Source organism: Rhodococcus sp. YH1, assembly GCF_009939605.1.
In the GTDB taxonomy this organism is placed as follows: Bacteria; Actinomycetota; Actinomycetes; order Mycobacteriales; family Mycobacteriaceae; genus Rhodococcus; species Rhodococcus aetherivorans.
In genome coordinates, this window is the sequence record NZ_WVTE01000246.1 from 1 (window position 1) to 21,286 (window position 21,286).

Annotated in this window: 14 protein-coding genes and 1 pseudogene; 6 read left to right on the forward strand and 9 right to left on the reverse strand. The window is 72.6% G+C overall.

Annotated features, from left to right (window positions below):
* Window positions 1-188 precede the first annotated feature (188 nt).
* Together AIIKEEIJ_RS23485 and AIIKEEIJ_RS23490 are read left to right on the forward strand one after the other, a co-directional pair.
* Window positions 189-1,739 (forward strand): tripartite tricarboxylate transporter permease, encoded by a 1,551-nt coding sequence (locus AIIKEEIJ_RS23485; protein ID WP_006931890.1) that lies wholly within the window; start codon window positions 189-191, stop codon window positions 1,737-1,739.
* Window positions 1,736-2,128: a universal stress protein gene (locus AIIKEEIJ_RS23490; RefSeq protein ID WP_029541295.1), complete on the forward strand. Its 393-nt coding sequence runs from the start codon at window positions 1,736-1,738 to the stop codon at window positions 2,126-2,128. Before AIIKEEIJ_RS23485 ends, AIIKEEIJ_RS23490 begins: the two co-directional genes overlap by 4 nt.
* Before the next feature lie 23 nt (window positions 2,129-2,151).
* Here the strand turns inward: AIIKEEIJ_RS23490 and AIIKEEIJ_RS23495 are convergent, their stop codons facing one another.
* The 4 genes from AIIKEEIJ_RS23495 to AIIKEEIJ_RS23510 all read right to left on the reverse strand — a co-directional run bounded on the left by AIIKEEIJ_RS23495 (window position 2,152) and on the right by AIIKEEIJ_RS23510 (window position 4,398).
* The gene (locus AIIKEEIJ_RS23495; RefSeq protein WP_161996680.1) at window positions 2,152-2,841 is read right to left on the reverse strand and encodes an alpha-ketoglutarate-dependent dioxygenase AlkB family protein; all 690 of its coding nucleotides are present in this window, start codon (window positions 2,839-2,841) and stop codon (window positions 2,152-2,154) included.
* A complete protein-coding gene (locus tag AIIKEEIJ_RS23500) occupies window positions 2,817-3,077 on the reverse strand; it encodes an Ada metal-binding domain-containing protein (protein ID WP_006931895.1) in 261 nt (86 codons plus the stop codon). Before AIIKEEIJ_RS23500 ends, AIIKEEIJ_RS23495 begins: the two co-directional genes overlap by 25 nt.
* Entirely contained in the window at window positions 3,074-3,802 is a 729-nt protein-coding gene (locus AIIKEEIJ_RS23505; protein ID WP_161996681.1) for a 2OG-Fe(II) oxygenase, read from the reverse strand. The genes AIIKEEIJ_RS23500 and AIIKEEIJ_RS23505 overlap by 4 nt, the downstream gene beginning before the upstream one ends.
* A 158-nt stretch (window positions 3,803-3,960) precedes the next feature.
* A complete protein-coding gene (locus AIIKEEIJ_RS23510) occupies window positions 3,961-4,398 on the reverse strand; it encodes a winged helix DNA-binding protein (RefSeq protein ID WP_161996682.1) in 438 nt (145 codons plus the stop codon).
* A 76-nt stretch (window positions 4,399-4,474) separates the two neighbouring features.
* Here AIIKEEIJ_RS23510 and AIIKEEIJ_RS23515 point away from each other — a divergent pair.
* Window positions 4,475-6,310: pseudogene (locus AIIKEEIJ_RS23515) on the forward strand (ABC transporter ATP-binding protein).
* 17 nt (window positions 6,311-6,327) lie between these two features.
* On the opposite strand, the gene AIIKEEIJ_RS23520 reads toward AIIKEEIJ_RS23515, so the two are convergent.
* The 4 genes from AIIKEEIJ_RS23520 to AIIKEEIJ_RS23535 are packed head-to-tail and all read right to left on the reverse strand — an operon-like array spanning window position 6,328 to window position 10,625.
* Complete coding sequence (locus AIIKEEIJ_RS23520) at window positions 6,328-6,981, reverse strand: isochorismatase family protein (RefSeq protein ID WP_006931903.1); 654 nt, start codon at window positions 6,979-6,981, stop codon at window positions 6,328-6,330.
* A gap of 37 nt (window positions 6,982-7,018) precedes the next feature.
* Window positions 7,019-8,668, reverse strand: a complete 1,650-nt coding sequence (locus AIIKEEIJ_RS23525; RefSeq protein ID WP_006931905.1) for a (2,3-dihydroxybenzoyl)adenylate synthase — start codon at window positions 8,666-8,668, stop codon at window positions 7,019-7,021.
* 20 nt (window positions 8,669-8,688) lie between these two features.
* Window positions 8,689-9,459: a 2,3-dihydro-2,3-dihydroxybenzoate dehydrogenase gene (locus tag AIIKEEIJ_RS23530; RefSeq protein ID WP_006931907.1), complete on the reverse strand. Its 771-nt coding sequence runs from the start codon at window positions 9,457-9,459 to the stop codon at window positions 8,689-8,691.
* A complete protein-coding gene (locus AIIKEEIJ_RS23535) occupies window positions 9,456-10,625 on the reverse strand; it encodes an isochorismate synthase (protein ID WP_029541313.1) in 1,170 nt (389 codons plus the stop codon). The genes AIIKEEIJ_RS23530 and AIIKEEIJ_RS23535 overlap by 4 nt, the downstream gene beginning before the upstream one ends.
* Window positions 10,626-10,800: 175 nt before the next feature.
* Between AIIKEEIJ_RS23535 and AIIKEEIJ_RS23540 the strand changes: the two genes are divergently transcribed.
* Window positions 10,801-18,543, forward strand: a complete 7,743-nt coding sequence (locus tag AIIKEEIJ_RS23540) for a non-ribosomal peptide synthetase (protein ID WP_161996683.1) — start codon at window positions 10,801-10,803, stop codon at window positions 18,541-18,543.
* 160 nt (window positions 18,544-18,703) lie between these two features.
* Here AIIKEEIJ_RS23540 and AIIKEEIJ_RS23545 read toward each other — a convergent pair whose 3' ends face one another.
* Entirely contained in the window at window positions 18,704-19,156 is a 453-nt protein-coding gene (locus AIIKEEIJ_RS23545; protein WP_006931915.1) for an Lrp/AsnC family transcriptional regulator, read from the reverse strand.
* 122 nt (window positions 19,157-19,278) lie between these two features.
* Here AIIKEEIJ_RS23545 and AIIKEEIJ_RS23550 point away from each other — a divergent pair, with 122 nt between their 5' ends.
* The gene (locus AIIKEEIJ_RS23550) at window positions 19,279-19,911 is read left to right on the forward strand and encodes a LysE family translocator (RefSeq protein WP_338021007.1); all 633 of its coding nucleotides are present in this window, start codon (window positions 19,279-19,281) and stop codon (window positions 19,909-19,911) included.
* 287 nt (window positions 19,912-20,198) lie between these two features.
* Window positions 20,199-21,215, forward strand: a complete 1,017-nt coding sequence (locus AIIKEEIJ_RS23555; protein ID WP_161996684.1) for an ABC transporter substrate-binding protein — start codon at window positions 20,199-20,201, stop codon at window positions 21,213-21,215.
* The last annotated feature ends 71 nt before the right edge of the window (window positions 21,216-21,286 follow it).

The window sequence follows — 21,286 nt, forward strand, 5'->3', positions numbered from 1 at the left end:
CCTACTTCAATGCCGGTGCCCTCGAGAACCTCCGCGAGGTCCCGTGTACGAGCGTTGTGGTCGTCACCGACGCGTTGAGCGAACAGCGGGGAGTCGTCGACGAGCTCCGCGCCCACCTGCGCGCGGATCATTCTACGTCGGGCTCGGAATACCGCTGCCCGCAGGCATTCTGGACGGAATTCTGTGACATGGACACATTGACCTGGCTGCTGCAGGGGTTCGAGCAGGCGGCGACCCCGATGAACCTGCTCTACGCGTGTCTCGGTGTCCTGCTGGGGACCGCGGTCGGAGTACTGCCGGGCATCGGGCCCGCGATGACGGTGGCGCTGCTGCTGCCCGTCACCTACAACGTGAGCCCGAGCGCCGCGTTCATCATGTTCGCCGGCATCTACTACGGCGGAATGTACGGCGGGTCGACGACCTCGATCCTGCTCAACACCCCGGGGGAGTCGTCCTCCGTGATCACCGCGATCGAGGGCAACCGGATGGCGAGAGCCGGGCGCGCGGCGCAGGCCCTCGCCACCGCCGCCATCGGCTCGTTCGTCGCCGGATCGATCGGCACGATGCTGCTGGTGCTCTTCGCTCCCGCGGTGTCGCGCTTCGCCGTGACTCTCGGTGCGCCGTCGTATCTGGCGATCATGCTGCTCGCGCTGGTCGCCGTCACCGCCGTCCTCGGCAGTTCCAAGCTCCGGGGCTGCATCTCGCTGTTCCTGGGCCTCGCGATCGGACTGGTCGGAATCGACTTCCTCACCGGGCAGCCCCGCGCCACCTTCGGCATTCCGCAGCTGTCCGACGGCATCGACATCGTCGTCGTCGCGGTCGCGGTGTTCGCGGTCGGTGAGGCGCTGTGGGTGGCCGCGCACCTGCGCCGCCGCCCCGCCGAGGTCATCCCGGTCGGCCGTCCGTGGATGGGCCGCAGCGACTGGAAGCGGTCGTGGAAGCCGTGGTTGCGCGGCACCGCATACGGATTCCCGTTCGGCGCGCTGCCGGCGGGTGGTGCCGAGCTGCCGACCTTCCTCTCGTACATCACCGAGAAGAAGCTGTCGAAGCACAAGGACGAGTTCGGCAAGGGCGCCATCGAAGGCGTCGCGGGACCGGAGGCGGCGAACAACGCCTCCGCGGCGGGCACCCTCGTGCCGATGCTGTCGCTGGGTCTGCCGACCAATGCGACCGCCGCGGTGATGCTGACCGCCTTCGTGTCGTACGGAATCCAGCCCGGGCCGACGCTGTTCGAGAAGGAACCGCTGCTGATCTGGACGCTGATCGCGAGCCTGTTCATCGGCAACTTCCTCCTGCTCGTCCTCAACCTTCCCCTTGCCCCGCTGTGGGCCAAGCTGCTCCGCACGCCCCGGCCGTATCTGTATGCCGGCATCCTGTTCTTCGCCGCGCTCGGCGCGTTCGCCGTCAACCTGCAGTGGCTCGACCTCGCCCTGCTGCTGACGTTCGGCCTGCTCGGGCTCATGATGCGCCGGTTCGGTCTTCCGGTCCTGCCGTTGATCATCGGGGTGATCCTCGGGCCGCGCATCGAACGTCAACTCCGCCAGAGCTTGCAGCTCGGGGGCGGCGACTGGGGCAGCCTCGTCACCGAACCCGTCGCCATCGTCGTCTACATCGTCATCGCACTGCTGCTCGTCGCGCCGCTCGCCGCCCGGTTCGTCCACTCGCGCCGGCCTGCCGTGATTCCGGCCGGCACCCCCGGTGACGACTCCAGCGAGACCCGAGAGAAGGCCCACGCATGATCGTCGTCGGATTCACCCCGGACCGGTACGGCGGAGCCGCCGTCGACCACGGCATCGCCGAGGCCCGGTTGCGCGGCACCTCACTTCTCGTGATCAACACCTCCAGGGGCGATGCCCTCGCCGACCGGTCGTTCGCCGCCCGGGCACAGCTCGAGGCGCTGGAGGAGAAGTTGTCCGGAAGCGGCGTCGAGCACGAGATCAGGCAGACGGTCGGCGACGAGACCGTCGACGTGATCCTGGACGCCATGGAGCCCGACGAGGCGCAACTGCTGGTGATCGGGGTCCGCGACCGCACACCCGTCGGCAAGTTGCTTCTCGGCAGTACCGCCCAGCGGCTGCTGCTGTCCTGCCGCAAACCGGTGCTGGCGGTCAAGCCCGAGGAGGGGTGAGGCTCCTCGCCGCTCCGGGTAGCTCACCCGCCGAGCCCGGTGACCCGCATCGTGAGGTTGAGCCGGCCCCGCGTCATCCCCGACGCGGGGTCGGCCGTGCCGGGAAAGACTTTGGGCACACCGTGATACGCGAGCCGCGACGGACCGCCGAACACGAACAGGTCGCCGGATTCGAGCCGGACGTCGCGGTGGGGCCGGCCGCGGCTCTCGGTGTTGCCGAACCGGAAGGTGCACGCGTCGCCGATGCTGAGCGACACGATGGGGGCGTCGCTGCGTTCGTCCTTGTCCTGATGCATGCCCATGCGGGCGTCGCCGTCGTAGAAGTTGATCAGCGCGGTGTCGGGGGTGTAATCGTCGCCGGCGTGCGGGTCGTCGTACGCGGCGACGAGGGCACGCCGCCCGAGGTCGCCCAGCCGGTCCGGGAAAGGGGCGACGGGAGCGTCGTTCACGTCCACCGCGGTGCGGGTGTAACGGTACGGCGACCAGTGCCACCCGAGGCAGACGGTCTGCACCGACATCCGGCCCCCGCCAGGCAGGGCGGTGTGACGGATCGGCACGGGCCCGCGCGCCCAGTCCCGGCAGGCGGCGACGAGGCGGCGTTGCTCCTCGACGTCGAGCCAGCCGGGCACGTGCACGGCGCCCGGGGCGATCTCGACGCGGGCGCGCGGCACGGGGAACAGGGCGTCGCTCACGGGTGCCGCCTCGTCTGCCATTCCCGGTAGCGCCCCGGAAGGCACACCGCGCACGGGCGGTATCCGGCTGCGACGGCATCGGATTCGTCGGCGAAGAAGACCCGGTCCCGGACGTACCCGCCGCGGGCGATCGCCCGCAGCGCCGCGCGGCAGTCGAGGCGACCGTAGATCCGGCCGCGCCGGTGCCCACCGACGGACCCGGGGATCGGGCTGCGGTAGGGACGGCCGTCCGCGCCGAGCAGCGTGTAGCCGGTCATCGGGCGTCGTGCAGGACGAGGCCGAGGGTGCGGCGGACGCCGGCGCGGACGGTGCTGACCCCGTGCCGGACGGGGGAGCGGGTCCAGCCGCGCGCGGAGGGGGTGGGCCGGTCGCGGGTGGTGAAGATCAGCCCGTGACCCTGCTGCAGCACGGTGACGGTGCCGCGGGACTGTGCGCGGGCGCGTTGCTCGACGAGGAGGAACTCGCCGCCGAGGTGGTCGTGGCCGGGCCGGTCGAGGCCGATCACCACCTGCAGCGGGAACACCAGGTCGCCGTAGAGGTCGCGGTGCAGGGCGTTCCAGTCGCCGGTCGTGTAGCGCAGCAGGATGGGCGTCGGCCTGGCCTGTCCGGCGGCGTGGCAGGCGTCGAGCCAGTCGCCGAAGTCGTCGGGCCAGGGCGCCGGGTCGCCGAGCCGCTGCGCCCAGTCCCGTGCGACGGGCAGCAACCGGTGGTAGAACGCCGCGCGCAACCGGGTGATGCCCTCGGGTACGGGGTCGCCGAAGTAGCGGTAGGTGCCCTTGCCGAAGCGGTGCCGTTCCATGTCGATCGTGCTGCGGAAGCGGCGGTCGTCGTCCCACATCGCGGCGACGCGCGCGCACTCGTCCGCGGTGAGCAGCGGCCCGGTCTGCGCGCACCCCGTCGCGTCGAGTTCGGCGACGAGCGCCGGCCAGTCCTGAGCATCGACCCGCGCGGTGAGCGAGTCGGTCCGGTTCCCGGTGGTCATGGTTCCTCCTCCGCCCGGGCTGTCCCACCCGGCCCACCGGGTAGACGTCCGTCGGGCGGGGAACGTGAGATCCGAGCGGGAGGTTGTCGCGCCGAGGGGGCGGTTGTCGGGCACGCCACTCGCACGTTGCCACAACAACCTCCCCTTCGTCGCGGGAGTCACCCGTCGGCGAGCTTGGTGAGGAGGCGGGCCAGTTCGGTGCGTTCGGGGCCGTCGAGGTGGGCGAAGAACTCGGTGGCCTCGGCGTCGCGGGCCGCGTCGAGTTCGGCGGCGATGCGACGGCCCTCGTCGGTGAGGTGGACGCACACGGCGCGACGGTCGGCGGGGTCGGCGACGCGACGGGTCAGGCACCGGGCCTCGAGCCGGTCGATCACCTCGGTGGCCGATCGCGGCGCGATGCGCAGCGCCTTGGCGACGTCGCCGAGGCGCAGCGGCTGAGCGGAGTGGCCGACGACGTGCAGCGCGCGGTGCTCGTGCGGGGACAGTTCCCACGGGACGAGGGTGGCGTGCCAGCGGCGTCGCAGCGTGCGGGTGGCCGTCATCAGCAGGTCGCGCAGCGCCGGGTCGGTGGGGGCGTCGGACATGATGCGGATCATACCTCACTTGACGGCTGCCTCTTAGTGAGGCAACCTCAACAAGTACGTTTCGTGCCTCACGAAGGAGGTGATGGGCATGATGCAGCCTCCGCCCGGCGGCGGGCCGGGACCGATGCGGCACGCCAAGCCCGACCCGCGCGACCGCGCCCAGCTCGAGGAATCCCCCGTGAGCGTGCGCCGCATCGGCGCGCTCTTCGCGCCCTACCGCTGGCAGGTCGCGCTCGTCGTCGCGCTCATCGTGGTGTCGTCGGTGATCACGCTCGCCAACCCGTTCCTCGTCCGCACCCTCATCGACCACGCGATTCCCGACCAGGACGTGCCGTTGCTGCTCGGCGCCGTCGGCGCGATGCTCGCCGTCACCGTCGTCGCCTCGATCCTCGGGGTGGTGCAGACGTGGATCTCCACCACGGTGGGCCAGCACGTCATGCACGACCTGCGCACCCGCGTGTTCGACCACCTGCAACGGCAGTCCCTCGGCTTCTTCACCCGCACCCGCGGCGGGGAGATCCAGTCACGCCTGACCAACGACATCGGCGGCATGCAGAACGTCGTCACCTCCACCGCCACCTCGATCGCCGCCAACGTCACCACCGTCGTCGGCACGGCCGTCGCGATGGCGGTGCTCAGCTGGCGGCTGTCGCTGCTGTCCCTGCTGGTGCTGCCGCCGGCGATCTGGCTCACCCGCAAAGTCGCCCTGATGCGCCGCGAGATCACCGCCGTGCGCCAGCGTCGCCTCGCCGACATGCAGACCCAGATCGAGGAGAGTCTCTCGCTCAGCGGCGTCCTGCTCGGTAAGACCCTCGGCACCGGCCCGGCCATGTCGACACGCTTCGCCCGCACCTCCACCGAACTGGCCGACCTCGAGGTCCGTTCCCAGCTGTCCGGTCGCTGGCGCATGGCCACGATGAACATCGTCTTCGCCGCCATCCCCGCCCTGCTCTACCTCGTCGCCGGCCTGCCCGCGACGTAGGGCGGGATGACCATCGGCACCCTCGTCGCCTTCACCGGCCTGCAGGCCACCCTGTTCCGGCCGCTGATGAGCCTGCTCGACGTGGGCGTGTCGGTCACCGGTTCGCTGGCGCTGTTCAGCCGCATCTTCGAATACCTCGACCTGACCGTCGAGATCGGCGAACCCGCGAACCCGGTGCGGCTCGACCTCGACCGGATCGCCGGCGCCGTGCGGTTCGACGACGTCCGCTTCCGCTACGACGGCGCCGACCGGGACGCGCTGGCCGGCATCACCCTCGACGTGCCCGCCGGCTCACACGTCGCTCTCGTCGGCGAAACAGGTTCGGGAAAGACGACTCTCGGGTCGCTCGTCGCGCGGCTGTACGACCCCACGTCGGGGCGGGTGACGATCGACGGCGTCGACGTGCGCGACCTTCCGCTCGCCGACATCGCGAGCCTGGTCGGGGTCGTCTCCCAGGAGACGTACCTGCTGCACGCCACGGTCCGGGAGAACCTGCGCCACGCCAAGCCCGACGCGACGGACGCCGAGATCGAGCAGGCCGCCCGCGCCGCGCACATCCACGAGCTCCTGTCCTCGTTGCCGGACGGCTACGACACCGTCGTCGGGGCGCGCGGACACCGCTTCTCCGGCGGCGAGAAGCAGCGCCTCGCCATCGCCCGCACCCTGCTGCGCGACCCGCGCATCCTGGTGCTCGACGAGGCGACGAGCGCGCTCGACAACGAGACCGAACGCGCGGTGCAGCAGGCCCTGGACGCGGCCCGCCGCGGCCGCACGACCCTCACCGTCGCGCACCGCCTCTCGACGATCCGCGACGCCGACACGATCGTCGTCCTCGACCGCGGCCGCATCGTGGAGCAGGGCAGCCACGACGAACTGCTCGCCCGCGGCGGCAGATACGCCGCGCTCGCGGCCCGCACGGAACCGCAGGAAGTCGGCGTGTAAGCGGCGCTCCCCGCGGATCAGCCGGACACCGAGAGGACGCCGGTGCGCAGGCGCCGCACCGCGTCCGCCGCCGGCACCACGGCGGCGCACCGCGCCGCGAGGTAGTGCAGCGCCTCGGTGTGCTCGCGCCGGGAGAAGTCCGCGACGCCGTCCGCGACGACGAAGACCTGCACGTCCTGCATGAATCCGTCCAGCGCGGTGCTCAGGCACCCGATGTGGGCGTAGACGCCGGTGACGACGAGCTGGTCCCGGCCCCACGCGCGCATCCGCTCCCGCAGGTCGGTGCGGATGAACGCGCTGTAGCGCCACTTGGTGAGCTGCACGTCGTCCTCGCGCGGCGCGAGGTCGGCGACGACGGACGTCAGGGCCGGATCGTCGGCCAGGCCGGGACCCCAGAAATCGGTGAGCAGCGCCCGCTCGGCCGGATCCTGGTCGCCGGGCTGGGCGGTGTAGACGACGGGAATGCCCGCCTCGTACGCCGACCGCCGGATCGCGTCGATGTTCGGGACCACCGTCGCCAGCGGATCCGCCGCGCGGTCGAAGGCCCGCACGAAGTACTCCTGCATGTCGTGCACGAGCAGTACCGCCCGCCGCGGGTCGATGGTCCAGTCGACGGTGTTGGCGGGCAGGTCGGTCGGCAGGGGATAGGACACGGACTTCGGCAGGGCCATCGCAGGATTCGCTTTCTGTGGTCGAGCGGAGTCGGGATCAGTGCTGCAGGGTGGCGGCGAGCGCGCGACGCAGTCCGGCGCGGCTGGTCTTGCCCACACCGGTGCGGGGGAAGGTGTCGACGAAGACCACCTTGTCGGGGATCTTGTACGCGGCCAGGCCCCGCTCGCGCAGGAAGGTCCTCAGCGCCGGGGCCTTCGGGGCCTCGCCGTCGGCGACGACGAACACACACGTGCGCTCCCCGAGGTAGGCGTCGGGCACGGCCACCACCGCGGCGTCCAGGACCCCGGGGTGGGCGAGCAGGTGGTTCTCCACCTCCTCGGCGGCGATCTTCTCGCCGCCCCGGTTGATCTGGTCCTTCGCGCGGCCCTCGACGACGACGTAGCCGTCCTCGGTCAGCCGCACGAGATCTCCGGTGCGGTAGAACCCGTCGGCGGTGAACGCCGACGCGTTGTGCCCGGGCGCGTCGTAGTAGCCGCGGATCGTGTAGGGACCGCGGGTGAGCAGGTGGCCCGTCGCGCCCGGGGCGACGGGACGGTCGGCGTCGTCGACCACCCGGATCTCGTCGTGCGGGCTGATGGGCCGGCCCTGGGTGCCGACGATGGTGGCCTCGGGGTCGTCGAGCCGGGTGTAGTTGACCAGGCCCTCGGCCATCCCGAACACCTGCTGCAGGGTGCAGCCGAGTTCGGGCGTCACGCGCGCGGCCGCCTCGGCGCCGAACTTCGCGCCCCCCACCTGCAGGACCTGCAGCGACGACAGGTCCCGGTCGATACGGGGCCGCGCCGACAGCCACGCCAGTGCGAGCGGGGGCACGAGCGACGCCATGGTGACCCGCTCGCGCTCGATCAGCGCGAAGGCGGTGTCGGGGCTCGGGTCCGGCGCCAGCACGATCGTGCCGCCGGCGTGCAGGACCCCGAGGATCCCGGGTGAGCTCATCGGGAAGTTGTGCGCCGCCGGCAGTACCACCAGCATCCGGGTGCCGGCGTCGACGCCGCAGATGCGGGCCGACTCGCGCACCGAGTACAGGTAGTCGGTGTGGGTGCGCGGGATCAGCTTCGGGGTTCCGGTGGTGCCGCCCGAGAGCTGCAGGAAGGCGACGGATTCCGCTTCGACATCGGCGAATTCGCCCGGCTCGTGCTCGCGCAGCGCGTCGAGCGGGGTGAACTCCTGGGCGTCGCCGGCGACGACCACGACCGGCGGACGGTCGAGGTTCGTGCACACCTGCCGGGCCAGGCCGCGGTAGTCGAATCCGCCGTGCTCGCCGGCGATCACGTACGCGGCGGCGTCGGTGAACCGGCAGAAGTACCCGATCTCGGCGCTGCGGTGCGCGGGCAGCGCGAACACCGGCAGCGCACCGAGCCGGAACACCGCGAAGACCACCTCGGTGTACTCGACGATGTTGGGCAGCTGCACCAGCACCCGGTCGCCCGGCCGGACGCCCGCGGCCGCGAGCCCGGTGGCGATCCGGTCCGCGGCGCCGGTGAGTTCGCGGTAGGTGAGGCGGCGTTCGGTGCCGCGGGCGTCACGGCCGACCACGGCGACGCGCTCGCCGTGGCGGTCGGCCCGCACGGACAGGAACCGGACGAACGTCTCGTCCGTCCAGTAGCCCGCGGCGCGGTAGAGTTCCGCGAACTCCTGGGGGTAGCCGGCGGTGGCAGCCAGGGGAGTCCGGGTGGCGGCGATCGTCACGGAGTTCCTTTCGATCCGGTTCAGGCGCGCAGCGTGGCGCCGCCGTCGACGTACAGGGTCTGCATGGTGATGTGGCGGGCACGGTCGGAGAGCAGGAACTCGACGGCGTCGGCGATGTCGGCAGGGTCGGCGATGCGGCCCAATGGAATCCCCACCTTGAACGAGGCGGCGTCGCCGTCGATCGCGGTGCGGGCGCCCGCGTCGTCGGCCGGATCCGGCCACAGGGACCGTTGCATCGCCGTGTCCGTGGAGCCCGGGGCGACGACGTTGGCGCGGACCCCGAACCGGGCCAGCTCGAGGCCGAGCACACGAACGATCATGTGGGCGGCGGACTTCGACGCGCCGTATGCGCCCATTCCGGCGCGGGGCACACCCGCCGAATTGGAGCCGACCGTGACGATCGCCCCGCGGCGACGCTCGCGCATCCCGCGACCGACGACGCGCAGCACGTTGATCAGGCCGGTGACGTTGACGTCGAACATCCGCTGCCACTCGGCGGGATCGGAGTCGAGCACCGACCCGGTGGTGAAGACGCCCGCGACGTGGGCCAGCGCGTCGACCGGCCCGTGCTCGGCCTCCACTCGTGCGACCGCCTCGGCGACGCCGGCCGCGTTGCACACGTCGAGACCGTGCACGGGGGCGGCCACGTCGAGCAGCGCGGCGGTCTCGGCGAGGCCGTCGACATCGCGGTCGGCGAGGACGACGCGGTGCCCGGCCTTCGCGAGGGTCAGGGCGGTGGCGCGGCCGATGCCCTGGGCGGCGCCGACGACGAGGGTGACGGACCGGCTCACCGCCGCACCCCCAGCGCCTCGAGCACCGTGCCGAACTTCGTTGTGGTCTCCGCGAGTTCGTCGAGCGGATCCGACCCGGCGACGATGCCGCCGCCCGCGTGGGTCGTGAGCGTGGTGCCGTCGGCGTCGAGGACGGCGCAGCGGATCGTCACCATCCATTCGCCGTCGCCGTCCCGGTCGGCCCAGCCGACGGCGCCGGCGTAGAAACCGCGGTCACCCTCCAGTTCCTGGATCAGCGCCCGGGCGGGGGCGGTCGGCGTGCCGCAGATTGCGGGGGTCGGATGCACGGCGAGGGCGAGGTCGAGGGCGGTGACCGACCGGTCCCGCAACCGGCCCGAGATCGGGGTGCCCAGGTGCCAGAGCTGCCGGGTGGTCGTCAGGGTCGGCGAACCGGGGATGTCGAGGTCGGTGCACAGCGGTTCGAGGCTCGCGCGCAGGGCGTCGACGACGTGGGCGTGCTCGGCGAGGTTCTTCTCCGACGCGGCGAGGCGCCGGCCGGTGCGCCGGTCGACCTCGGGGTCCGGGTGCCGGGGCGCCGAACCGGCGAGCGGATGACACGTGACGAGGTCGCCGCGGCGCCGGACGAGCACCTCGGGACTGGCCCCGACGAGGTGCCGGCCGGTCCACGGTCCCCCGGCGGCGGTGAGGTCGACGACGAATCCGTTGCCGGAGGGGTCGTTTCCGGCCAGGCGGGCGAGCAGCGACGCCGGGTCGACGGGTGCGTCCGCCCGCAGGAGCAGCGCGCGGGCCAGCACCACCTTCGCCAGGTCGTCGGCCGGGTCGCGCAGTTGCCGCAGCGCCGTGGCCACCCGGTCGAGATGTTCGTCCTCGGTGGGCAGCGTCGCGGCGATCCGCACCGGCGGCAGCGCGACGGTGACGTCCCCGACGGGGTCCGGCTGGTGCCGCAGCGCGACGGGCGCGGTGAGGGCGGCGTGGTGGTCGGGTGCGAACGGCAGCGCGCCGACGACGGCGGCCACCGAGCCGGCGCGCAGCGCCGCCGCGGCCTCGCCGGCCGAGTCGAACCGGGCGTCGACGCCCTCCGCCACGACGGTGCCGTGCGGACGCGACAGCACGAACGGGGCGGCGGACCCGATCTGCCGCGGGGCGGCGGTGCCGATCTGCCGCGGGGCGGCGGTGCCGTGCGCGGCGACGGCCGGTGCTTGCATGTGCGCAGACCTCTCGTAGTGGTGACAGGGACGGTCGCGGTGCCGTGCACCCGACCCAGCAGAACATATACGGTTAGCCTAACCTTTGGTATCGTCACGTTTCGCGCCGGACCGGCTTCACCTCTCGTGATGCGATACGGCACAGTCGAATTCGACCGTAGAAAGGGGATCGATCGTGCCCACGTCCGGCCCGTCGACCTCGGCATTTCCGCTGACGCGGGCCCAGTCCGGCGTATGGTTCGCCCAGCAGCTCGACCCCGCGAACCCCGTCTTCAACACCGCGGAATGCGTCGAACTCCGCGGCGACGTCGACGTCGCCGCGGTGACGCGGGCGGTCCGGGAGGCCGTCGCCGAAGCCGAGGTGCTCACCGCGGCCTTCGCCGTGGAGGCCGACGGATCGGTCCTCATCCGTCCCGGCGCGCACGAGGCGCCGGAGCCCGCCGTCGTCGATCTGCGCCGCGAGCCCGAGCCGGAGGCGGCCGCCCGGCGCTGGATGGCCGGCGACCACACGCGCGTGCTGGATCCCGCCCGCGAGCCGTGCCTGCGCGTCGCCGTGCTCCGCCTCGGCGACCGGCACGCCGTCCTCTACCTGTGCATCCACCACCTGGTGATCGATGCCTACGGCTTCGGCCTGCTCACCCGGCGCATCGCCGAGCGCTACACCGCCGACGTGCTCGGGCTGCCGGTCCCACCGGCCAGGTTCGCCCCACTCGCCCCCGTCGTCGCCGAGGAAGCCGCCTACCGTGCGTCCGCGGACTTCGCCGCCGACCGGGACTTCTGGGCCGGCTACCTCGACGGCGCCGAGGACGCCGTGACCCTCGCCGACGGTCCCGGCGGCATCGCCGTCCGCTGCCGCGGCGTGCGCCTGACCCTGACCGCCGAACAGCAGCAAGGGCTCTCGCGGATCGGCAAGGCCACCGGCGCGAGCTGGGGCGACGTCGTCACCGCCGCCGTCGCCGCGTTCCTGCGCGCCGCGACGGGACGCGGCGACGTGATCGTGGGATTCCCGGTGATGAACCGGCTCGGCAGCGCCGCGACGACCGTGCCGATGTCCGCGGTCAACGTCGTGCCGCTGCGCCTGCGTCCCGAACCCGCCCGCACCCTCGCCGATCTCGTCGCCGAGGTGCGTGCCGCCGTGGCGGACTGCCGCCCGCACCACCGCTACCGCGGGGAGGACATCCAGAACGACCTGCGCCTGCCCGCGGGCTCCCGGGGCGTCGTGGGGCCGTCCGTCAACGTCAAACCGTTCGGCGACCGGCTGCGCTTCGCGGACCTGCACGCCGCGGTGCACTCCGTGGCCCGGGGCCCGCTGCAGGACTTCATGGTGACCGTGCGGCCGCTCGACCACACCGGCGGCCTCGAAGTCTGGGTGGACGCGGATGCCGACGCCTACACCGCCGACGACCTCGCGCGGCACGCACGCCGTCTCGAACTGCTCCTCACCCAAATCGCCGCGCTCGCCGATCCGCACCGGCCGCTGGCCCGGCTGCAGATCCTCGGCGCCGGCGAGCGCCGCCGCCTCCTCGTCGAGCGCAGCGGCGACGACCTGCCGGTGCCGACGGACCTCACGCTGCCGGACCTGCTGGCCGCGCAGGTGGCCCGTGACCCGGACGCACCCGCGGTGCGCGATGCCGCCACCGCCCTGACCTTCGGCGAACTGGCCGCGCGCTCGCGCCGCCTCGCCCGTCACCTCCTGAGCCGCGGGCTCGGCCCACAGCGGCGCGTCGCCGTCGCGTTGCCGCGCCGCGCCGACACGCTGGTTGCGCTGTTCGCCGTCCTCGAGGCCGGCGCCACGTGCGTTCCGCTGGACCCCGACCATCCCGCCGAGCGGCTCGCCCACGTGCTCGCCGAGACCGTACCCGGTGTCGTGCTCACCGGCGGCGACGGCGCCGCACGTATCGCCGAGATCTCCTGCACCGCGGGCCTGCCCGATCCGGTGAACCTCGACGGGCTGGACCTGTCCGGCTACGACGCCGAGCCGCTGACCCGCGCCGAACGCGGCCGCCCGCTGCACGAGCTCGACATCGCCTACGTCATCCACACCTCCGGTTCGACCGGCCGGCCCAAGGGCGTGGAGGTCCCGCACCGCGGCGCCGTCAACCTGTTCCACAGCCACCGCGAGCGCGTCTTCTCCCGTGCCCGCGCCGAGGCCGGCCGCGACCGCCTGCGGGTCGGGCATGCCTGGTCGTTCGCGTTCGACGCCTCGTGGGGCCCGCATCTGTGGCTGCTCGACGGACACGAGCTGCGCATCGTCGACGAGGCCACCCAGCGGGACCCGCACCGGCTCGCCGAACTCGCCGGCAGCGAGGGCTGGCACTTCGTCGAACTGTCGCCCGCGCAACTCGAGCAGATCGTCGAGGCCGACCTGCTGCCCGCCGGTACCGTGCCGACGCTCGGCTTCGGCGGCGACGCCGTCACCGACGCCCTGTGGCGGCGTCTGCGTGAGCGCGACGGCGCCGCGTTCAACTTCTACGGCCCCACGGAGGGCACCGTCGACGTCCTCGTCGCCGAGGTGGGGGACGCGGCGGAACCCGTGATCGGCCGGCCGGTGGCGAACCTGCGCGCCTACGTGCTCGACGCCGCGCTGAACCCGGTCCCGGAGGGCGTGGACGGCGAACTGTACGTCGCCGGCCCCGGCGTGGTGCGCGGCTACCTCGGCGCGCCCGGCGCGACCGCGGCGCGGTTCGTGGCGAACCCGTTCGGCGACAGCGAAAGCCGCATGTACCGCACCGGCGACGTGGTGCGGTGGACCGCGGACGGCCACCTCGTCTACCGCGGCCGCCGGGACGACCAGGTCAAGATCCGCGGCTTCCGCGTCGAACTCGGCGAGGTCGAGGCGGCGCTGCAGGAGCTGCCCGGCGTCGCGCGGGCCGTCGCCGTGGCGCGTCCCGACGCGACCGGCACCGCGCGGCTCGTCGCCTACCTGGTGGGCGGCGACGGTGACCCCGCGACGGCCCGCGAGCTCGTGGCGCGGTGGCTGCCGGCGCACATGGTGCCGTCGGCGTTCGTGTTCCTCGACGCGCTGCCGCTCACCTCCAACGGGAAGGTGGACCGCACGTCGCTGCCGGAACCGGACTTCGGGGCCCTCGTCGGCGGCCGCGCGGCCGCCACCGAACGCGAACGCGTGCTGTGCGCGGTGTTCGCGGACGTCCTGGGCCTCGACACCGTCGGCGTCGACGACGACTTCTTCCTCCTCGGCGGTCACTCCCTCGCGGCGGCCAAGCTGATCGCGAAGGTCCGCGACGCGCTCGGCGTGGAACTGCCGATCCGCACCGTCTTCGACCACCCGACCGTCGAGGGGCTCGCCGCGCAGTGCCCCGACGATGCCGCGGCCCTGCGGATCCCGCTGCGCCCGGTCGAACGCGGCGACCGTGCACCGCTGTCGGCGGGGCAGCAGCGGCTGTGGTTCCAGTTCCGGCTCGAGGGCCCGAGCCCGACCTACAACGTCCCGCTGACGCTGCGCCTGCGCGGCGTCCCCGATCCGGCGGCGCTGCACGAAGCGGTGCGCGCGGTGCTGGACCGGCACGAGGTCCTGCGCACCGTGCTCGAGGACCACGACGGCGTCGGCATGCAACGCGTGCTCGCCGCACCCGGCGTGCCGTTCACCGCCCGCACCGTCGCGGGGGCCGACCTGGACGCGGCGGTGGCGGCCGCGGCGCGGCACGTGTTCGACCTCGAACGCGAGATCCCGATCATGGTGATGCTTTTCGAGGGCGGATCCGCGGAGGCCGTGCTGCTGGTGCTCGTGCACCACGTCGCCGCCGACGAGTTGTCCGCCCCGATCCTGCTGCGCGAGCTCGGCGCGGCCTACGCCGCCGCGGCCGCCGGGAGTTCCTGGACGCCGGCGCCGCTGCCGGTGCAGTACGCCGACTTCGCGGTGTGGCACCGCGAGATCCTCGGCGACGGCGACGGACTCGCCGCCCGCCAGCTCGACTACTGGCGCGCCCGGCTCGACGGGATGCCGGAGGAACTCGACCTGCCCACCGACCGGCCCCGCGGCGCGACGGCCACGTTCGCGGGCGGCACGGTCGAACGGCTGGTACCGCCGCACGTGGCCGATGCGCTGCGGGCCGTCGCGCGCGGTGCGGGCGCCACGATGTTCATGCTCGTGCACACCGCCGTCGCCGTCGCCCTCGCGCGCAGCGGCGCGGGGGAGGACATCCCGATCGGCTCGCCCACCGCGGGCCGCCCCGCCGCCGAACTGGACGACCTCGTCGGGTTCTTCGTCAACATGGTGGTTCTGCGGACGGACCTGTCCGGCGATCCCACGCTCGCCGAACTGCTCGCCCGGATCCGCAGCACCGACCTCGACGCCTACGCGAACCAGGACCTGCCGTTCGACCGGCTCGTCGAGGCCCTGAACCCCTCCCGCAGCGCCGGCCGGCACCCGCTGTTCCAGGTGCTCGTGCAGCACCGCACCCCGCCGGTCGTCGACGCCTTCGCCGGCCTGGAACCGCGGGTGTCCACCGTCGACACCGGCGCCGCCCTGTTCGACCTGACCTTCGACGTGGTCGAGGACGCGGGCGTCGGCCTGCGGGTGCGGGTGGAATACGCGCGGGACCTGTTCGACGCGGCCACCGCCGACGCGCTGGCCGCCCGCGTGGTGCGCGCCTTCGCGGCGCTCGCGAGGGATCCGCGGACCCGGCTGTCCGCGCTCGACCTGCTCGCCGACGACGAGCGCGACCGTCTCTGCTCCGGCAGCCCGTACGTATGTATGGACGACGTCGAAGACGTCGGCGTGGACACCCTGGGTGAGCTGTTCACCCGCCAGGCGCGGCGCACCCCGACCGCGACCGCGCTGGTCACCGCCACCGGGACGCTCACCTTCGGGGAACTGCACGCCCGTACCAGTCGGCTCGCGCGGCACCTGATCCGCCGCGGCGTGGGACCCGAGACGGTGGTCGGGCTGATGCTGCCGCGCGGCACCGACGCGATCGTCGCGGCCCTCGCGGTGTGGCAGGCCGGCGGCGCCTACGTCCCGATCGATCCCGGGTACCCGGCCGAGCGCATCGAGCACATGCTCGCCGACTCGAGGCCCGTCCTCGTCCTCGACGAGGCCGCGCTCGCCGCGGTGGACCCCACGCTCCCGGACACCCCGCTCGAGCCGGGCGAGCATCTCGGCGCAGTCTCCGGCGACGGGGCCGCCTATGTCGTCTACACCTCCGGCTCGACCGGGCTCCCCAAGGGCGTCGTGGTGCCGCACCGCGGCGTCGTGAACCTGGTCGCGACCCAGCGGCGCCGGACCGTCGGCCGCGCGGAGGACCGGCCGCTGCGGGTGCTGCTGACCTACGCGCTGTCGTTCGACTCCTCGATCGACCCGCTGCTGTCCATGCTCGCCGGGCACACCCTGTACCTGCCGGACGCCGACCTGCTCGCCGACGCCGCCGCCACCGTCGCCTACGTGCGCACCCACCGCATCGACGCCGTCGACTGCGTACCGCTGCTCATGACCGAACTGCTCGCCGCCGGCCTGTGCGAGCCCGCGGCGCCGCACCGTCCCAGCCTGCTCGCCGTCGGCGGCGAGGCCGTGTCCGCGGACCTGTGGTCGGCGCTCGGCGCGTTCGACGGGGTACGGGCGCTGAACATGTACGGCCCCACCGAATGCACGGTCGACGCCACGGTCGCCGAGATCCGCGGGGCGCGCCCGCACATCGGGGCGCCGATCGACGGCGCCCGGGTGTACGTGCTCGACGACCGTCTGCGCCTCGTCACGGCGGGCGTGGCCGGGGAGCTGTACGTCGGCGGGCCCGGCGTCACCCGCGGCTACCTGAACCGCCCCGGGCCGAGTGCGGCCCGCTACGTGGCCGATCCGTTCGGCGCTGCGGGCGCCCGGCTCTACCGCACCGGAGATCGGGTGCGGTGGATCGACGCGGGCGGCGACCGTCCGGTGCTCGAGTACCTCGGCCGCAGCGACGATCAGGTCAAGATCCGCGGGTTCCGCATCGAGCTCGGCGAGATCGAGGCCGCGTTGTCGGCGCACCCGGCGGTCGCGGGCTGCGTGGTCGTGGCCCGGGAGGACGAGCCGGGCCGCCGCCGGCTCGTCGGGTACGTCACCGGCGCCGGAGCAGATCCGGAAGTGTTGCGGCAGCACGTGTCCCGTAGTCTGCCCGAGCACATGGTGCCGGCCGCGATCGTGGTGCTCGACGAGTTCCCGGTCACCCCCAACGGTAAGGTCGACCGGCGGGCGCTGCCCGCCCCGGTCTTCGCGCCCGCCGGGGCGTCCCGGGCCCCGGCGAACGACCTCGAGCGGCGCCTGTGCGCGGTGGTGGCGGAGGTGCTGCGCCTGGACACGATCGGACCCGACGACGATTTCTTCTCCCTCGGCGGTGATTCCATCGTCTCGATCCAGCTCGTGTCGAGAGCCCGGGCGGCGGGACTGCGCTTCGCCGCCCGCGACGTCTTCGAGCACCGCACCCCGGCGGGCCTGGCCCGCATCGTGCAGGTCGACACGGCACCGGACGAGACGGAACGCACCGCCGCCCTGGGTCTCGTCCCGGCGACCCCGATCGTGCACGACCTCCTCGACCGCGGCGGCCCCTACCGGGGATTCGCCCAGTCCCGCCTCCTGCACGCGCCCGTCGGGGTCGACCTCGGCACCCTGGTCGCGGCGGTGGGCCGGGTGCTCGCGGTGCACGACGCCTTGCGTACCGTGTTCGATCCGGCGGCAAGGACATTCGACGTCCGTGCCGCGGACGCCGTCGATCCGGCCACGCTCGTCACGCGGGTGGATGTCCGGGGACTCGACGAGCGGTCCCGCTCGACGGTGCTGTCCGAGGAGACCGACGTCGCCTGTGCCGCCCTGGATCCCGAGACCGGTGACATGATGCGGGTGGTCTTCTTCGACGCCGGCCCAGGGCGTCCGGGCCGGATCCTGGTGGTGGTGCATCATCTGGTGATCGACGGGGTCTCGTGGCGGATCCTGGTCCCGGACCTGGCCGTCGCGTGCGAGGGCACCGAACCGGCCGGCGGGGGAACGCCGCTGCGGACGTGGGCGCGGGGGCTGCTCGACCAGGTTCCGGCGCGGCGCGGCGAACTGGGGTTGTGGCGCCGCGCCCTCGAACCGGCCGGGTGCGTGCGGATCGCGGGGCGGCGGGTGGATCCCGCGCGCGACACGATGGTGACGGTCTCGAGGGTGCAGGTGCAGGTCCCGGCGTCGGTGACCGAGGCGCTGCTGACGACGGTGCCGGAGCGCTTCCGCGCCGGCGTCGACGACGTGCTGCTCACCGCGCTGGCGCTGACGGTGGGCCGGGTGTGCGGCGGTGGGGCGGTCCCGGTGGACCGGGAGGGGCACGGACGCGAGGAACAGGTGGTTCCTGGCGCCGACCTGTCCCGCACCGTCGGCTGGTTCACCAGCCTGTATCCGGTCCGCCTCGACGTCTCCGGGGTGGATCTCGCCGAGGCGTTCGCCGGCGGCGACTGCGCCGGGGTGGCGCTCAAGCTCGTCAAGGAACAGTTGCGGGAGATCCCCGACAACGGAATCGGGTTCGGCATGCTCCGCCATCTCGATCCCGAGTCCGGGACCGAACTCGGGGCCGCACCGGCACCGGAGATCGGGTTCAACTATCTCGGCCGGCTGACCCTCGGCGAGGGGGACGGCGGACCGTGGACGGCCGCTCCGGAGGCCGGCGTGCTCGGCGGCACCACCGACGAGGCGATGCCGGTGAGCCACGCGATCGAGGTCGGCGCCGTCACCGAGGAGACGCCGGCCGGACCGGTGCTCCGCGCGACGTGGGGTTACGCCACCGGGGTCGTGCCGGCGTCCGTCGTCGCCGAGTTGGCGCACGGCTGGGTCGCGGCGCTGTGTGCGCTCGCCGACCACGCCGCGCGCGACGACGCCGGTGGCTTCACTCCCTCCGATCTGACGCTGAGCGACCTCGACCAGTCCGAAATCGACGATTTCGCACTGGAATTCGGGTGAGTGCCTCGGCGCTGGGCCCGGAGGTGCGCCGCATCATCGATGCGGACCGTCGACAGCGGAGTAACGACGTGTTCTTCGATCGGGACGGACAGGACACCGTCCCTCCTGGGGCGTCGGTACGCTCCGGGACCGCGTAGGCCACGGAGCAGTGGTCGGGGTCCTACAGGGGCAGGGGACGGTTGTCTACCACGCTTTTCATGACGAGAGTGGAGCTGAGGCGCCCGACGCCGGGGAGGGTGGCGAGGGATTCGTCGTAGAGCTTCTGGAAGGCGGGCAGGTCGCGGGTGATCACCCGCAGGAGGTAGTCGGGGTCGCCGAACAGTCGTTGCGCTTGCAGGACATGGGGTATGGCGGCGACGGCCGGTTCGAATGCCTCGAGGGTGTCGCGGTCGACGGTGCGCATGGTGACGAAGACGAGCGCCTCGAACGTCAGGCCCAGGGCGCCGGCGTCGAGCTGGGCGCGGTAGCCGGTGATCGCGCCGGAGCTCTCCAGCGCGCGTAGGCGGCGGTGGCAGGGCGAGATGCTGAGTTGGACCCGATCTGCGAGTTCGGTGACGGTGAGCCGCCCGTCTTGTTGGAGCTCGGCAAGGATCTTTTTGTCGACGTTGTCCATGTGGAAGATTTTCCCCCAATTACACGGTTCTTGTGAAAACTATGGGAACGAATTCCAGGTCGATCTCCCTAATCTCTCTATCGGGAACCGCCAGGCGTCCTGGCGGTCCGAGAGTGTGAAGGATGAGTGAGGTCATGGCGGTCGGTACCGTTGCTGCGTTCTGGGCGGTGTCGTTTCTGTTCGTGCTGACGCCGGGGGCGGATTGGGCGTACGCGATCGCGGCGGGGCTGCGGCACCGCACCGTGGTGCCCGCGGTCGGTGGGATGTTGTCGGGGCATCTGGCAATGACCGCGGTGGTGGCGACCGGCGTCGCGGCGCTGGTGGCCCGTTCGCCGTTGGTGCTGACCGCGTTGACGGCGGTCGGGGCGGCGTACCTGGTGTGGCTGGGGATCGCGATGCTCGTCAAGCCCTCGGCTCTGCCGCAGACCGGGGCGGAGCAGGCACCGGAATCGTGGGTGCGGCAGGCGGTCAAGGGTATGGGGACCAGCGGGCTGAATCCGAAGGTGCTTCTGCTGTTCCTGGCGCTGCTGCCACAGTTCACCGACACGGACGCGCGGTGGCCCCTCGCGGTGCAGATCGTGCTGCTGGGTGTGGTGCACACGGTCAGCTGCGCGGTGGTCTACACGGGGGTGGGGACGGGGGCGCGGGTGGTGCTGCGCACCCGCCCCGCCGCGGCGCGGGTGGTGACCTGGATTTCCGGTGCCGCGATGATCGGAATCGGTGCGGTACTGCTGATCCAGCGGGTGGCCGGATAGGCCTGCCACGGTGGGTTCGGCCCGTGCGCTACGAGCGATCCGGCACCGACCGCAATGACGAGTAGGCCGTGGGTCACGGTCGGTGCGCCGTAGCGACGACGCGCGAGGACCGTGAGGTAACCGGTCCGCGGAACGACGCGATTCAGCCGTCATGAGGCGACGAGGATCAGTGCAGACAACCGTGCGCAGGACCGGGGACGTAGCGCTTGGCGCCCGCACCGAGTTCGGTTAGCCTAACCAATCAGGTCCGGGCGGGTGCCCGGCGAACAGACATGTGGGAGTTAGCGATGCGGGTTGAGGGACGGGGCCGGCTGCGCCGCGCAGCGGTGTTCGGCGCGACGGCGGTGCTGGCCGTGGGCCTGGTGGGGTGCGGCAGCGACGGTGGCTCCGGCGAGGAGCCGGCCGCGGACGCCACGCGCACGTTCGAGGCGCAGAACGGGCCGATCGAGATCCCGTCCGACCCGCAGCGCATCGTCGCCTGCGGCTACGCGGTGCTACCGCTGCTCCAGGCCGAAGCGAATCTCGCCGCCGCCTGCGAATGGACCCGCGAGCTCGACAACATGGACGCGGAGACCAAGGCCGCGTACGAGGCGCTGCCCAAGGTGGCGCCGGACGGGGCCGTTAGCGAACTCGACTACGAGGCCGTCGCCGCCGCCGCGCCCGACCTCATCATCATGGGCGTGCCCGCGCGCGTGCAGTCGCAGCTCGACACGGCCAAGCTCGAGGCCCTCGCTCCGGTGGTCTTCCTCGGCCTGACCAACCCCGGTGACTGGCGCGGCCTCGGTGAGCAGTACGCCGACGCCGCGAACGTGTCCGACGCCTACGGCGAGTACAAGGAGCAGTACGAGGCACGCGCCGCGGAGATCGCCGGGAAGTACCGCGGCACCCTCGGGAACCTGACCTTCGCCGGCGTCTGCAACGTGTGCGGCACCGAGCCCGGTGAGTTCTTTCGTGAGTACGCCTCGTCGTACACCACCAACCTGTTCGAGGACCTCGACCTGCAGTTCCCCGGTCAGCCCGCCAACCCCGAGGACGTGCACGGCGAGTACCTCTCCGTCGAGGAGATCGGCCGGAACCTCGGGAACGTCGACGTCATCGTCTACGGCGTCGAGGCCGACGGCTCGGTCTCGCCCGAGCTGCAGGAGCTGATGGCCTCCCCGCTGTGGCAGTCCCTGCCCGCCGTGCAGGCCGGAAATCTGGTTCCGGTCAAACATTCCCACGCCGCGACCTACGAGACCGCGCTGCTCGCACTCGATTCCATCGACGAGGCGCTCGCCGCGCTGCCCGCGAACCGGCAGCAGTAGCCCTCCCGGCACCCACGGCCCCCCCGTCCGGCGACCCGGGGGCCGTGTTCGTCGCACCTCGCACCCGTTCG